The sequence below is a fragment of the Ornithinimicrobium cavernae genome, assembly GCF_003121625.1.
Taxonomy (GTDB): domain Bacteria; phylum Actinomycetota; class Actinomycetes; order Actinomycetales; family Dermatophilaceae; genus Ornithinicoccus; species Ornithinicoccus cavernae.
The window spans coordinates 19,885-32,990 of sequence record NZ_QDDJ01000016.1 but is presented as its reverse complement, the minus strand read 5'-3'; the positions used below and the strand labels follow the sequence as shown (position 1 = coordinate 32,990).

General features: G+C 72.9%; 14 protein-coding genes. 9 read left to right on the top strand and 5 right to left on the bottom strand.

All coding sequences use genetic code 11. The features are described from left to right. Positions 1 to 32 precede the first annotated feature (32 nt). Positions 33 to 287 carry a WhiB family transcriptional regulator gene (locus DA085_RS17155; protein WP_109474296.1) on the bottom strand — a complete coding sequence of 85 codons (255 nt, stop codon included), beginning with the start codon at positions 285 to 287 and terminating at the stop codon, positions 33 to 35. 213 nt (positions 288 to 500) lie between these two features. On the opposite strand from DA085_RS17155, the gene cofD reads away from it, so the two are divergent. Continuing rightward, positions 501 to 1,487 (top strand): 2-phospho-L-lactate transferase, encoded by a 987-nt coding sequence (gene cofD / locus DA085_RS17150; protein ID WP_109474211.1) that lies wholly within the window; start codon positions 501 to 503, stop codon positions 1,485 to 1,487. After that, positions 1,484 to 2,551 (top strand): coenzyme F420-0:L-glutamate ligase, encoded by a 1,068-nt coding sequence (locus tag DA085_RS17145; protein WP_109474210.1) that lies wholly within the window; start codon positions 1,484 to 1,486, stop codon positions 2,549 to 2,551. Before cofD ends, DA085_RS17145 begins: the two co-directional genes overlap by 4 nt. A 29-nt stretch (positions 2,552 to 2,580) precedes the next feature. On the opposite strand, the gene DA085_RS17140 is transcribed toward DA085_RS17145, so the two are convergent. Beyond that, the gene (locus tag DA085_RS17140; protein WP_237565583.1) at positions 2,581 to 3,525 is read right to left on the bottom strand and encodes a DNA-3-methyladenine glycosylase family protein; all 945 of its coding nucleotides are present in this window, start codon (positions 3,523 to 3,525) and stop codon (positions 2,581 to 2,583) included. A 377-nt stretch (positions 3,526 to 3,902) separates the two neighbouring features. Between DA085_RS17140 and DA085_RS17135 the strand changes: the two genes are divergently transcribed. The 3 genes from DA085_RS17135 to DA085_RS17125 are packed head-to-tail and all read left to right on the top strand — an operon-like array spanning position 3,903 to position 6,099. Continuing rightward, positions 3,903 to 4,616 carry a TIGR03089 family protein gene (locus DA085_RS17135; protein WP_109474209.1) on the top strand — a complete coding sequence of 238 codons (714 nt, stop codon included), beginning with the start codon at positions 3,903 to 3,905 and terminating at the stop codon, positions 4,614 to 4,616. A 43-nt stretch (positions 4,617 to 4,659) separates the two neighbouring features. Then, positions 4,660 to 5,457, top strand: a complete 798-nt coding sequence (locus DA085_RS17130) for a CoA transferase subunit A (protein ID WP_109474208.1) — start codon at positions 4,660 to 4,662, stop codon at positions 5,455 to 5,457. 3 nt (positions 5,458 to 5,460) lie between these two features. Continuing rightward, entirely contained in the window at positions 5,461 to 6,099 is a 639-nt protein-coding gene (locus tag DA085_RS17125; RefSeq protein WP_109474207.1) for a CoA transferase subunit B, read from the top strand. A 74-nt stretch (positions 6,100 to 6,173) separates the two neighbouring features. Here the strand turns inward: DA085_RS17125 and DA085_RS17120 are convergent, their stop codons facing one another. Then, a complete protein-coding gene (locus DA085_RS17120) occupies positions 6,174 to 7,139 on the bottom strand; it encodes a glycosyltransferase family 2 protein (protein ID WP_272914499.1) in 966 nt (321 codons plus the stop codon). Between the two features lie 101 nt (positions 7,140 to 7,240). Between DA085_RS17120 and DA085_RS17115 the strand changes: the two genes are divergently transcribed. The 4 genes from DA085_RS17115 (at position 7,241) to selA (ending at position 11,781) form a co-directional block, all read left to right on the top strand. Beyond that, the gene (locus DA085_RS17115) at positions 7,241 to 8,560 is read left to right on the top strand and encodes an LCP family protein (protein ID WP_237565582.1); all 1,320 of its coding nucleotides are present in this window, start codon (positions 7,241 to 7,243) and stop codon (positions 8,558 to 8,560) included. A 4-nt stretch (positions 8,561 to 8,564) separates the two neighbouring features. Beyond that, positions 8,565 to 9,500, top strand: coding sequence for a hypothetical protein (locus DA085_RS17110; RefSeq protein ID WP_109474206.1), 936 nt, complete (start codon positions 8,565 to 8,567; stop codon positions 9,498 to 9,500). A 69-nt stretch (positions 9,501 to 9,569) separates the two neighbouring features. Continuing rightward, the gene (locus DA085_RS17105) at positions 9,570 to 10,460 is read left to right on the top strand and encodes a universal stress protein (RefSeq protein ID WP_109474205.1); all 891 of its coding nucleotides are present in this window, start codon (positions 9,570 to 9,572) and stop codon (positions 10,458 to 10,460) included. Between the two features lie 7 nt (positions 10,461 to 10,467). Next, the gene (selA, locus tag DA085_RS17100; RefSeq protein WP_109474204.1) at positions 10,468 to 11,781 is read left to right on the top strand and encodes an L-seryl-tRNA(Sec) selenium transferase; all 1,314 of its coding nucleotides are present in this window, start codon (positions 10,468 to 10,470) and stop codon (positions 11,779 to 11,781) included. Here the strand turns inward: selA and trhA are convergent. Both trhA and DA085_RS17090 read right to left on the bottom strand, forming a co-directional pair. Then, complete coding sequence (trhA, locus tag DA085_RS17095; protein WP_109474203.1) at positions 11,778 to 12,455, bottom strand: PAQR family membrane homeostasis protein TrhA; 678 nt, start codon at positions 12,453 to 12,455, stop codon at positions 11,778 to 11,780. The genes selA and trhA overlap by 4 nt on opposite strands. A 5-nt stretch (positions 12,456 to 12,460) precedes the next feature. Further along, positions 12,461 to 13,096: a class F sortase gene (locus DA085_RS17090; protein WP_161958539.1), complete on the bottom strand. Its 636-nt coding sequence runs from the start codon at positions 13,094 to 13,096 to the stop codon at positions 12,461 to 12,463. Positions 13,097 to 13,106 lie beyond the last annotated feature (10 nt).

The following is a 13,106-nucleotide window of genomic DNA, read 5'->3' as shown; positions in this document are numbered from 1 at the left end:
ACGGGTGTGGCGGGCACGATGAGGCGCGCCGCCTAGACGGCGCGCTTCTTCAGCTTGCGACGCTCCCGCTCGGACAGGCCACCCCAGATGCCGAAGCGCTCGTCGTGCGCCAGGGCGTACTCCAGGCACTCGGCACGCACCTCGCAGCCGACGCACACCTTCTTGGCCTCGCGGGTCGAGCCGCCCTTCTCCGGGAAGAAGGCCTCGGGGTCAGTCTGTGCGCACAGGGCGCGCTCCTGCCACGAGGCCTCGTCCGACTCGGTGTCGGTGCTCGTCAAAAATGTCATGATCTCCAGCTCGTGCACGGTTCCTCCAAACCCTCACCCAGCACAAGTAACAACAAGAGAATTACACGCGTGTCATGCGCGTTCGTCAAGCCCGGATCTGCTAGACGGCGCTGACCTCGGGTGTTCCACCCTGCGGGCGGGGCCCCCGCGACCCACCTCCGCTGCCGAGAACCGTGCCACGGGTGCGAGGATCGGAGGCATGAGGTTCACCACATGAGGGTCACCGCGCTGGCCGGCGGCGTCGGTGGGGCGCGGTTCGTCCGCGGCCTGCTCCACGAGCTCCGGGAGGTCCGGCAGGACCGCGACAGCGAGGTCGTCGTCATCGGCAACACCGGCGACGACATCACGCTGTTCGGGCTCCGCATCTGCCCCGACCTGGACACCCTGCTCTACACCCTGGGCGGCGGCGTCGACGAGAGCCAGGGGTGGGGCCGTGCCGACGAGTCCCACACCGTCCAGCAGGAGCTGGCCGCCCTCGGGGCACAGCCCCAGTGGTTCGGTCTGGGCGACCGCGACTTCGCCGCCCACATCGCGCGGAGCCAGTGGCTCGGCCAGGGGCAGACGCTCAGCCAGGTCACCGAGCGGCTGGCGCAGCGGTGGGGGCTGCCGGACCAGGGGGTCCGGCTGCTGCCCGCGACCGACACACCCATCGAGACGCACGTCGTCATCGACGACCCCGCCGGCGGCGAGCAGGCGGTGCACTTCCAGCAGTGGTGGGTGCAGCTCCTGGCCGCCGTCCGGGCCCACCGGTTCACGGTCGCCGGGCTCGGCCAGGCGGTCCCCGCGCCAGGGGTGCTGGACGCGCTCCGCACCTCTGACGTCATCCTGCTGCCGCCCAGCAACCCGGTCGTCTCGATCGGGATCATCCTCGGCATCCCGGGGGTCCGGGACGCCCTGCGTGGCTCCCGGGCACCGGTGGTCGGTGTCAGTCCGATCATCGGCGGCGCCCCGGTCCGCGGCCATGCCGACGCCTGCCTGGCCGCCCTCGACGTCGAGGTCAGCGCCACAGGTGTCGCCGGGCTCTACGCAGACTTCCTCGACGGCTGGCTGGTCGACGACGCCGACGCCGCAGGTGCCGCGGGACTGCGCGCGGAGGTCCGCTCGCTCGACCTGCGCATGCGTGACGTCCACGGCGCCGCCCGCATCGCGGGGGCCGCACTCGACCTGGCCACCGACCTGTCCTCCCGCCGCACCGCATGAGCACCGCAGGGCGACCGGTCACGATCCACCCGCTCCACGGCATACCGGAGATCACGGCCGGTGACCACCTCGGGGAGGTGCTGCGGGACGCCCTCGCCCACGCCGGCCTCACCCTCGAGGACGGCGACGTCCTGGCGGTCTCGAGCAAGATCGTCTCCAAGGCCCACGACCTGCGCGAACCGGACGACGGGCGCGCGGAGTCGGTGCTGCGGCACAGCCGCCGGATCGTGGCCGAGCGCCGTGCACCCTCCGGCACCACCCGCGTCGTGGAGGCCCTGGCGGGGCCGGTCATGGCCGGCGCGGGGATCGACGGCTCGAACACCGGGCCCGACGGCCGGCTGCTGGTGCTCCCCCACGACCCCGACCTGGCCGCGCGCCAGCTCTATGCCGACCTGCTCACTGCCTACGGGCAGCCGCTCCCCCGCATCGGGATCGTGGTCACCGACACCGCGGGCAGGCCGTGGCGGGCCGGACAGACCGACTTCGCCCTCGGTGCGTGCGCGGTCGCGGTGCTCGACGACCTGCGTGGCTCCACCGACGTCGACGGCCGTCCGCTCGCGGTGACCTCGCGCGCCGTGGCCGACGAGATCGCCGCGGCCGCCGACCTCGTCAAGGGCAAGGCCTCCGGCGTGCCCGCAGCCCTCGTGCGCGGCCTGCCCGAGGGCACGGTGACCGGCCCGGGTGCTGCCGGGGCACGGGCGCTGGTCCGCACCGGTGCGGGCGACTGGTTCGGGCTGGGTGCCGCCGAGGCCGTGCGCTCGGCGCTCGGTGTCGCGCCCGGGACCCCTGCTGCGGACAGCGTCGGCGTGGCCTCCGTGGCACCCGAGGAGTATGCCGACCGGCTGGCCCGGGCGGTCCGGCTCGCCCGGCACGGCGAGCAGCCGGCCACCGTGCGGGAGACCCCGCACGGACTGGTCGTCGAGGCCGCCGACCCGTTCGTCGCCGGACGCGTCTGCGCGCGGCTCGAGGTCGCGCTGGCCAGCGAGGGGCTCGGGGGCACCGCCGTGGCACGTGCGGCGGCCCCCGCTGTCAGCGAGGGACGCACCGGCAGCCCGGCCGACTGAGACGACCGCTCCGGCTGGGGCCGCGACCCTCAGCGCACCGGCAGGTGGGTGCGCGGCGCCATCCGCGGTCCACGCCGCGGACGCGCCGCGCCGGCCAGCTCGAGGAGCCGCTGCACGCGGTAGCGGTGGCCCCGGTAGGGCTCCAGCAGCTCGGCGAGGGCGTCGTCGTCGAGCTGTTCACCGGTGAGCGCCCACCCGATGTTCTTGGCGACGTGGAAGTCGCCGAAGCTCACGGCGTCGGCATCTCCCAGCGCCCGCTGCGCGGTCTCCGCGGCCGTCCAGACCCCGACGCCGGGGACCGCCCGCATCCGACGGTGCGCCTGGGGCAAGGGAAGCTCGCAGACCGGCGCCAGCCGGTCGGCCAGCCGGACGACCCGCATGAGGGTGTCCGCCCGCTGCGGGCTGACCCCCAGTCGCATCCACTCCCACGAGGGGACGCGCCGGAGCCGCTCAGGGTCCGGCGCGACATACAGACCGAGATCGGCACCAGGGCCGGGGGCGATCTCCCCCACCCGGCGCACCAGGCGGCGGTAGCCACCGAAGGCCTCCTGACCGGTCACCTTCTGCTCGATGACCGCCGGCACCAGTGACTCCAGGACCAGTCCGGTGCACGGGACGCGCCAGCCCTGGCCGCGGTGCGCCAGGGCGGCCGCCACCTGCTCGTGGTGCGGCACGAAGCCCGCCGGGTCGTCATCCTGCCCCAGCATCCGCGGCAGGTTGTCCAGGAGCCACCCGCTCACGGCCGGGTCACCCCACGCATGCGCCACGATCCGCCCCTCGGACCTGCGCGAGGCGATGCGCAGGGTCACCGGCCCCAGGAGGGTCCGGATGCCGCGCCAGAGCACGCCGTCCGTGATCTTCCAGGTGGGGTCGCCCGCTCCACGCCGCAGCGTCCCCCAGGTGGCGGCGATGTCGACCGGACGCCCCGGGTCCCACAGCCGCACGAGCGGCCGCGGGGAGGCAGAGGCTGTCACGAGGAACAGGATGACATCACACGGGGGCTCCGCCCCCGTGCACCCCCGAACAACCACACACCCACACGAGGGGCTCCGCCCCCGTGCACCCCCGAACAACCACACACCCACACGAGGGGCTCCGCCCCCGTGCACCCCCGAACAACCACACACCCACACGAGGGGCTCCGCCCCCGTGCACCCCCGAACAACCACACACCCACACGAGGGGCTCCGCCCCCGTGCACCCCCGAACAACCACACACCCACACGAGGGGCTCCGCCCCCGTGCACCCCCGAACAACCACACACCCACACGAGGGGCTCCGCCCCCGCCCACCCCGAACAGAGACGGGTGCGTGGCGCGTGCCGGGGGTGGTCTCGGCTAGCGTGACCCCGTGCTCACCCCACACCAGGCGCTCACCGACCTCGTGCGCGAGGACCCGACGCGGCCTGCCATCACGTACTACGACGACAGCCCCGGCCCCACCCACGGCGAGCGCATCGAGATCTCCCGGCGTGTCCTGGACAACTGGGTCGCCAAGGCAGCCAACGCGCTGCAGGAAGGGCTCGACGTCCAGCGCGGCTCCGTGGTCCTGCTCGACCTCCCCAGCCCGCACTGGCGCACCTGCTACTGGGCGCTGGCCGTCTGGGCCGTCGGCGCGACGCTGACCCTCGACCCCCACGAGGGCGCGGACGTGCTGGTCACCACGGACCCCGACTCGCCCACCGCCGAGGACGCCGACGAGGTCGTCGCCGTCACCCTCGCCGCCCTGGCCCGCGAGTATGCCGGCGACCTGCGCTCCGGCGTCATGGACGAGGCCAAGGAGGTGTCCAGCTTCGGCGACGGGTTCACACCCTGGGACGAGCCTGAGGCCGAGGACGACGCCCTGGTCCACGACGGCGACCGGGTCCCCTACGGCGAGCTGTTCGGCCCGGCCGAGTGGGCACCCGGGTCACGGGCCCTGGTCACCGGCACCTCGGCATACACGCTCCTGCAGCACCTGCTGCACGCCCTGTCCACCGGCTCCTCCCTGGTGCTGGTCCGCGGACCGGAGCCCGCCGAGGACGACCCGCGGATGGTCAGTGAGGGTGTGACCGTCCGCACATAACCCCGACCTCCGCGCCGCCCCGGCCCGCCGGTAGGGTTCGGGCATGGACAAGGTAGTCAACAGCGCTGCGGAAGCCGTCGAGGGCATCGAGGACGGCATGACGCTCACCGTCGGTGGGTTCGGCATCTCCGGGGTCCCCAGCGTCCTCATCGACGCGGTGCTCGCCAGGGGCAGCACCGACCTGGAGGTCGTCTCCAACAACTGTGGGATCGACGGCGCCGGGCTGGGGGTGCTGCTCTCGGCGCACCGCGTCAGCCGCGTCATCGCCTCCTACGTGGGTGAGAACAAGGAGTTCGCTCGCCAGTACCTCTCCGGTGAGCTGGAGCTCGAGCTCACCCCGCAGGGCACCCTGGCCGAGAAGATGCGTTCGGCCGGTGCCGGCATCCCGGCGTTCTGGACACCCACCGGGGTCGGCTCCCTGGTCTCCGAGGGCGGCATGCCGTGGCACTACGACGCCGAGGGCAACGTGACCAAGCAGTCCCCGCCGAAGGAGAAGCGCGAGTACACCGTCCGTGGCCACACCCGTGAGTACGTGCTCGAGGAGTCGATCTTCGCCGACTTCGGCCTGGTCCGCGCCGCCAAGGGCGACCGCCACGGCAACCTGGTCTTCAACCGCTCGGCCCGCAACTTCAACCCGCTGTGCGCGATGGCCGCCGGGATCGCCGTGGCCGAGGTGGAGGAGCTCGTCGAGCCGGGCGAGATCGACCCCGACGACGTGCACCTGCCCGGCATCTACGTCCAGCGGGTCCTGCCCCTGACCGCCGAGCAGGTCGCCGCCAAGCAGATCGAGAAGCACACCACGCGGGGGCCCCGGCCCGCCGCCACCACCGAGGAGGCCTGAGCCATGGCACTGACCCGTGAGGAGATGGCGGCCCGCGCCGCCCGCGAGCTCCAGGACGGCGACTACGTCAACCTCGGCATCGGCATGCCGACCCTGGTCCCCAACTATGTGCCCGACGACGTCGAGCTGGTGCTGCAGTCCGAGAACGGCATCCTCGGGGTCGGCCCCTACCCCTACGACGGCGAGGAGCACCCGGACCTGATCAACGCCGGCAAGGAGACCGTCACGCTGCGTCCCGGTGCCTCGATCTTCGACTCGGCCACCAGCTTCGGCATGATCCGCGGCGGCAAGGTCGACGCCGCCATCCTCGGTGCCATGCAGGTCTCGGCCGCCGGAGACATCGCCAACTGGATGATCCCCGGCAAGATGGTCAAGGGCATGGGCGGCGCGATGGACCTGGTCCTGGGCGCCAAGAAGGTGATCGTGCTGATGGACCACGTCGCCAAGGACGGCACCCACAAGATCCTGGACGACTGCACCCTGCCGATCACCGGCCTGCAGGTCGTCCAGCGCATCATCACCGACATCGCCGTCATCGACGTCACCGAGGACGGCCTGGTCCTGCGCGAGGTGCCCGAGGGCGTCACGGTCGAGGAGGTCCAGGAGAAGACCGGCCCGACGCTGACCGTCGACCTGGCCTGACCGCGCCTGTCACCGCGGCCCCGCCCCGACACCGGGAGCGGGGTCGCGTCGTGTCCGGTCCCGTGTGGTCCGGGTCAGTCGTCCCGCGTGCCGCGCAGGAAGCCGGCTCCCCAGGACATGTGCATCGTCGCCAGGACGGCCGGCACCCGCAGCGCGACCCGCGGACCGCGCCGGGCGCCCATCGCGATCCCACCGACGGTGACCGCGGCGGCGTAGCCCAGCGGTGCCAGCAGCAGCGGCCGCCACACCAGCCCTCCCGCAGCGCCCGCGACCACGGCCACCAGGGCCACGGGGGGCGCGAGGTAGCGCGCGCTCACGGAGGCCGGGTGCTGCCTCATCACCCGGCGCCGCCACTGCCCCGTCGTGAAGTACTGCCGCGCCAGCGCCCGCAGGTCGGGTCGCGGCCGGTAGGTCACCTCCAGCTCGGGGTCGAACCACACGGTGCCGCCCATGCGGCGGATCCGCCAGTTCATCTCCCAGTCCTGCGCCCGGGAGTAGGCACTGTCATAGCCCCCGACCCGGCGCAACCAGTCGCGCTGGAAGACGCCCAGGAAGACGGTCTCGGCGGGTCCTGGCGGTCCCCCGATGTGGAACCGCGCGCTGCCCAGACCCAGCCGGGACCGCATGGCCACGGCCACGGCCTGCTCGAAGTCGGTCTGCCCCTCCGCGAGCATGACGCCGCCGACGTTGGCGGCGCCCGTCTCCTGCATCACCTGCACGGAGCGGGCGATGTAGCCCTCGGAGAGCTCGCCGTGGCCGTCCATCCGCACGATGATCTCGTGCCGGGCCGCGGCGAGGGCGGCGTTCAGCCCGTCGGGGGTGCGCCCCGAGGGGTTGGCCACGAGGGTCACCCGCGGGTCGGTCTCCGCGATCTGCTCGGCGACCTGCTGGGTGCGGTCCCGGCTCGGGCCGACCGCCACGACGACCTCCAGCTCGCCGGCATACTCCTGGGCCAGGACGGAGCGGACCGCCTCGGCCAGGTGCCGCTCCTCGTTGAGGACCGGCATGATGACGGAGACGGGCGGGAAGGGGGCAGTCACGGCGTCGAGGCTACCCGGCAACGGACGGGAAAGCGGACCGAGCCCGAGTGGCCCGGCGTGGGGAGCAGCGGTCACCCAGCCCGAGCGCCTACTCTGTCGGCGTGCCGAACCACCCCGAGGACGACTGGACACGACCGATCCCGCGCGCACCGCGCGGCAGCGGGGGCCGGCGCGACCCCGGGGACGGCCGCGAGGACTGGCAGGACACCGCCGACTACGGGCGGGGCTACCCGGAGTCCGGCTACCAGGAGTCCGACTACGACCCCTACCCGGACGGCGACGACCGGACCCGGGAGCTCCCCGTCGGGCGTGCGACCGCGGCCGACTACGGCTACGCCGAGGAGGACTACGCCGACGAGCGGTGGGTGGAGCGGGAGTATGCCGAGGAGCCGGTCGCGCCGCCCCGTCGCGACCCGCGTGGGCCCGGTGGCCCGGGGGGCCGGCCGCCCCGTCCCCGCCGACGCCGGCGGTACGCACTGCGGCGGTTCATGGCGGTGCTGCTGCTCCTCGTGCTGGCGTATGTCGGCTCGATGATCTGGGCCGTCACGAGCGTGTGGAACTCCATCGACCGGGTCGACGCCACGCCGACCGGTTCGGCCCGCCCCGAGGGCGGGTCCGGCAGCAACTTCCTGCTGGTCGGCACGGACAGTCGCGAGAACCTCAGCAGGGAGGAGCGCAACGACCTGGTGACCGGCCACGCCGAGGGCTCCCGGGCCGACACTCTCATGCTGCTCCACCTGCCTGACTCGGGCGACCCGGTCCTGGTCTCCATCCCGCGGGACTCCTACGTCGAGATCCCCGGCAACGGCTCCAACAAGATCAACGCCGCCTACTCGATCGGCGGCCCGCCGCTGCTCGTCGACACCGTCGAGCAGTCGACGGGCCTGCGCGTCGACGGCTACCTCGAGATCGGCTTCGGCGGCTTTGTGGAGGTCGTGGCGACGGTCGGCGGCGTGGAGATGTGCCTGGACGAACCGGTCGTGGACGAGAAGACGCGCCTCGACCTGCCGGCGGGCTGCCAGCACCTGGAGGGTGCCCAGGCGCTGAACTATGTCCGGATGCGCTACAGCGACCCCCGCGGTGACCTCGGGCGGGTGGAGCGGCAGCGCGAGTTCCTGGCCGCCCTGACCAAGGAGATGGCCACCCCGGGGACGGTTCTGCTGCCCTGGCGCCTCAAGGATGTCGGCACCGCGACCGGGTCGGCGATGGCGCTCGGCGAGGACACCTCGATGTGGGAGACCGGCCGCATGGCGCTGGCCATGCGGTCCATCGCCAAGGGCGAGGGCCAGTCCCTGACCGTGCCGATCGGCGACGCCAACTACTCGACCCACGTCGGCTCCAGCGTGCTGTGGGACGAGGCCAAGGCGGCCGAGCTGTTCGAGGCCCTGCGCACCGGCGAGCCCCTGTCGATCGAGCCGTGAGCCGGTGGCGGGCAGCGTGCTGAACCGCTGGTGGGTGAAGGCCGCCGCCCAGGGGGCGCTCGCTGTCGCGCCCGGCGCCGCCATGCTGGACGACGGCATCCGGCGCAGGCTGCGCGGCCCCGCCCTGGAGGTGGACTACTTCCTGTCGAAGTGGCACCACGTCGAACAGCACCTGCACGCGCTCGGCAACCCCGGCGGCATCCCGCTCCGGCGCACCCGGGCCGTCGAGATCGGCACGGGCTGGTTCCCGATCGTGCCGCTCGGGCTGGCTGTCCACGGGGGCTCGGTGGTCACCATCGACAAGGGCAAGCACCTGGACGCGCAGCGGGTGCGGCTGGCGATGCAGCTGCTGAGCGACCTCGAGGCCGCCGGTCGGATCAGGACGGGCTCCCCCGAGCGGATGGCGCGGCTGCGGGAGCTCCTGGGGTCCTCTCGGTCGAGCACCGCTGCCGAGCTGCTCGAGCCGCTCGGCATCATCCCGCGGATCGCGGACGCCCGCGACCTCTCGCACCTCCCGGAGACGCACGGCACCAACCTGCTCGTCTCCAACAACACCCTCGAGCACATCCCGGCCGACGTGCTGCGGGGCATCTTCACGGAGTTCCGCCGCGTGGGCTCCGAGGACGCCCGGATGAGCCACTACATCGACCTGGCCGACCACTACGCCGGTCACGACCCGCGGATCAACGAGTTCCACTTCCTCACCCTGGGACCGACCCGGTGGCGGCTGGCCAACAACAGCCTGGGCTACCAGAACAGACTGCGGATCGATGACTACTACCGCCTCCTGGAGGAGACCGGCTGGAGGGTCACCCGGGAGACCCTCACGCGGCGCAAGCCCAACGAGCTGGAGGGGTTGCGCCTGGTGCCGCCCTACGACGCCGCGCCGCCGCGCGAGCTGCTCGTGGTCAAGGCGCACCTGCTCACCGGCCGTGCCTGAGACGACCGCGCGGTGGCACGAGCGGCCCGGACGCGACACTATGGCAGGCACGAACCGCGAGGAGACGAGATGAGCAGTCCTGCAGCCCGCCCGGTCGTCGTCGGCTACGACGGCTCCGACCTGGCCCAGAAGGCAGTCGAGTACGCCGCCCAGATCGCCGAGCACCAGGGGGAACCACTCGTCGTGCTGCACGCGGCGGACCGGATCCGCTACGTCCAGGACGCCGGCTACGGGCTGTGGACCCCGGCGGAGGCGCACAAGGGCGCCCTCGTGGTGGCGGAGCGAGGCGCTCAGGTCGCGCGCCACGCGGCCCCCACCGTGGAGGTCACCAGCAAGTCCTCGCTCTCGAGCCCGGCAGCGGCACTGGAGGAGATCTCGCTGACCGCGCGGATGATCGTCGTCGGCAACAGCGGCCGCGGCCGTGTCTCGGGGATCCTGCTCGGCTCGACGGCCTACCACGTGGCCACCCTCGCCCGGTGCCCCGTGACCATCGTGCCACCGGGTGCCCTGCCGGTCCCGGGCCCGCAACACAAGGTGTCGGTCGCCACCGACGGCTCCTCCAGCGCCGCCCGGGCCGTGCACCACGCCACCGACGTCGCCCGCCGCTACGGGGCGCCGCTCGAGGTGATCACGGTCTGGGAGAAGCCCTACCAGGACAACCGCGGCACTCCACCCCAGGGCTATGCCTCGATGTCCCAGGCCGTCAAGCTACGCACGGAGGCCGCGCAGAAGGTGGCGGCGGAGGCCACCGAGGAGATCCTACGTGAGGAGCCGGGCCTGACCGTCACGGACGTCGTGGTCGAGGGACGCCCGGAGGAGGTCATCGCCGAGGCGGCCGCCGACTCGGCGGCGCTCATCGTTGGCGCGCGCGGCCGCGGTGACCTGACCAGCCTGCTCCTGGGCTCCACCAGCCGGGCCGTGCTGCACCACGCGAAGTGCCCCGTCCAGATCATCCGCTGAACCGGCTGTGAGCCAGACCGACCCCCGGCGACGGATCCCGCGGACCGACCAACTGCTGGCCGACCCCCGACTGACCGCAGCCACCGAGGGACTGGCGCGTGCCGACATACTGGCCGCCGTGCACCGGGCCCAGGACCTGGCCCGCCGCGGGGCCATCGCCCCAGAGGACGTGCTCGAGCGCGCCCTCGGCGAGCTGCCCGACCGGGTGCCGCCGCTACGTCCCGTGCTCAACGCCACCGGGGTCGTGGTGCACACCAACCTCGGTCGGGCTCCCCTGTCCCGCAAGGCAATCGAGGCGATCGTCCGGGCCAGCGGCTACACCGACCTGGAGTATGACGTGCAGACCGGGCGGCGGGGACCCCGCGGGGCGGCGGTGCTCCAGGGGCTGCGGGACCACGTCCCGGCCGGGACCGACGCGCTGGTGGTCAACAACGGTGCCGCCGCGCTCCTGCTGGCCGTGACAGCCCTGGCGGCAGGGGGCCGGGAGGTGGTCGTCAGCCGCGGAGAGCTGGTCGAGATCGGCGACGGCTTCCGCCTGCCCGAGCTGATGTCCTCGACCGGGGCCCGGCTGCGGGAGGTCGGCACGACCAACCGGACCACCCGGGACGACTACCGGGGGGCCATCGGCCCCCAGACCGGTGCGATCGTCAAAATCCACCCGAGCAACTTCCGTGTCGAGGGCTTCACCGGTGGGGTCGGGGTAAGGCAGCTCGCCACGCTGGGGCCGCCGGTGGTCGTGGACATCGGCTCCGGGCTGCTCGCGCCCGATGCGGCGCTGCCCGAGGAGCCGGATGCGAGCACCGCGCTCCAGGACGGTGCGAGCGTGGTGACCGCCAGCGGGGACAAGCTCCTCGGCGGCCCACAGGCCGGCCTGGTCCTCGGGCGGCCGGACGTCGTGCAGCGGCTGCGGAGGCACCCGCTCGCCCGGGCCCTGCGCGCCGACAAGCTGGCCCTGGCGGGCCTCGAGGCGACCCTGCGCGGTGGGACCGCCCCCGTCACGGACTACCGGACCGTCGACGTCGACGTGCTGCGCGCGCGGGCGGACCTCCTCGCCGAACAGGTCGGCGGTCGCGTGCGGCGGCACGACGGTGTCGTCGGCGGCGGCGGCGCCCCAGGCGTCCTGCTCCCCGGTTGGGCGGTCGCCGTGCCGGAGGAGCTGGCACTGCCGCTGAGGACCGGCGACCCGGCTGTCGTGGGGCGCGTGGAGGCGGGCGAGCTGTTGTTGGACCTGCGGTGCGTGCCAGCGGAGTCGGACGGAGCGGTGGCCGAGGCGGTTCGTCGGGCGGTCCGGTCCGCGGACCACGATCCGCCCGGCGACTAGGCGGGCAGGACGTAGAAGTACATCAGGAGGTAGTGCAGCAGCGCGGCCACGACCACCAGGGCGTGCCAGAGCTCGTGGAAACCGAACACACCGGGCCAGGGGTTCGGCCGCTCGATGACGAAGATCACGAAGCCGACGCTGTAGACCAGGCCACCGCCGGCCATGAGGGCCAGCGCCCCCAGGTCCAGCTCCACACCCGCCCCGACCAGCAGCACGGTCATCCAGCCCAGGGTGATGTAGAGGGTGTTGGTCACCCACTTGGGCAGCTGCCGCCAGACCGAGCGGAGCACGATGCCGAGCACCGCGATGCCCCACACCGTGCCGAAGACCGTCCACCCGTAGGTGTTGCGGAACAGGATCAGCACGAGCGGGGTGATGGTGCCCGCGATCAGCAGGAAGACCGAGGTGTAGTCGAGCGTCCGCAGGACGTCGTTGAGACGCGGCCCGAGGTCCAGCCCGTGGTGGAGTGTGCTGGCGAGGAACAGGGTGATCAGTGAGAAACCGTAGACACTGAACCCGACGATCTTCCACGGGTCGCCCTGGTCGCCGGACTGGGCGATGAGCAGCGCCGCACCGACGACCGCGAAGCAGGACCCGAAGAGGTGGGAGATGGTGTTGAACCGCTCATCGGTGACGTGGATGCTGCCGTCGCGGCTGCGGGCTGTGGTGTCCACCAGCCCTAACCTAACTGACCGACCACCACCACGTGCCCCTCGCGCTCCCCCTGCTCGACCGTGTCGCTGGTCACCAGGACCGTGCGGTGGGTGTCCTGCTGGGCACCCCACACCAGGTCGGAGTCCGCCAGCTCGTCCTCGGTGAGGATCTGGTTGCTCACGACGTCCAGCTCGAGGGTCACGCCGTCACCGAAGGTGATGGTGACCCGGTCGCCCTCGCCCGCGGAGGTGAGGGCCCCGAACGCCGCTGGCTTGCCGTCGTCCTCGGCCTGCCCGACGATCACGGCGGTCCCCAGCTCCCCCGGCGCGACCCGGTCGTGGCCGGTGTACCAGATCCCCTCGTCGGGTGGTGGGTCGATCCGGCCCGAGTCGTTGAGGGCGGCGGCGCGCAGCGGGATCGCGCGCTCGCCGTCCGGCAGCTCGATCTGCACCGGCTGGTCGGCCACCGGCAGTGAGGCTGCTGCCTCCCCGCCCGTGGTCAGGGCGGAGATGATGGCCCGGATGCCGAGGGCGAGCGCCACGATCACCACGAGGGCGAGAACGGCCACGACGATCCTGCGGCGCCGGTAGACCGCGCGCTGTCGTGCGGGGACCGGGCGTCGCGTCCGGGGCACCGCCGTGCGAGGAGGGCTGCTGACCATCTCGTCTCAC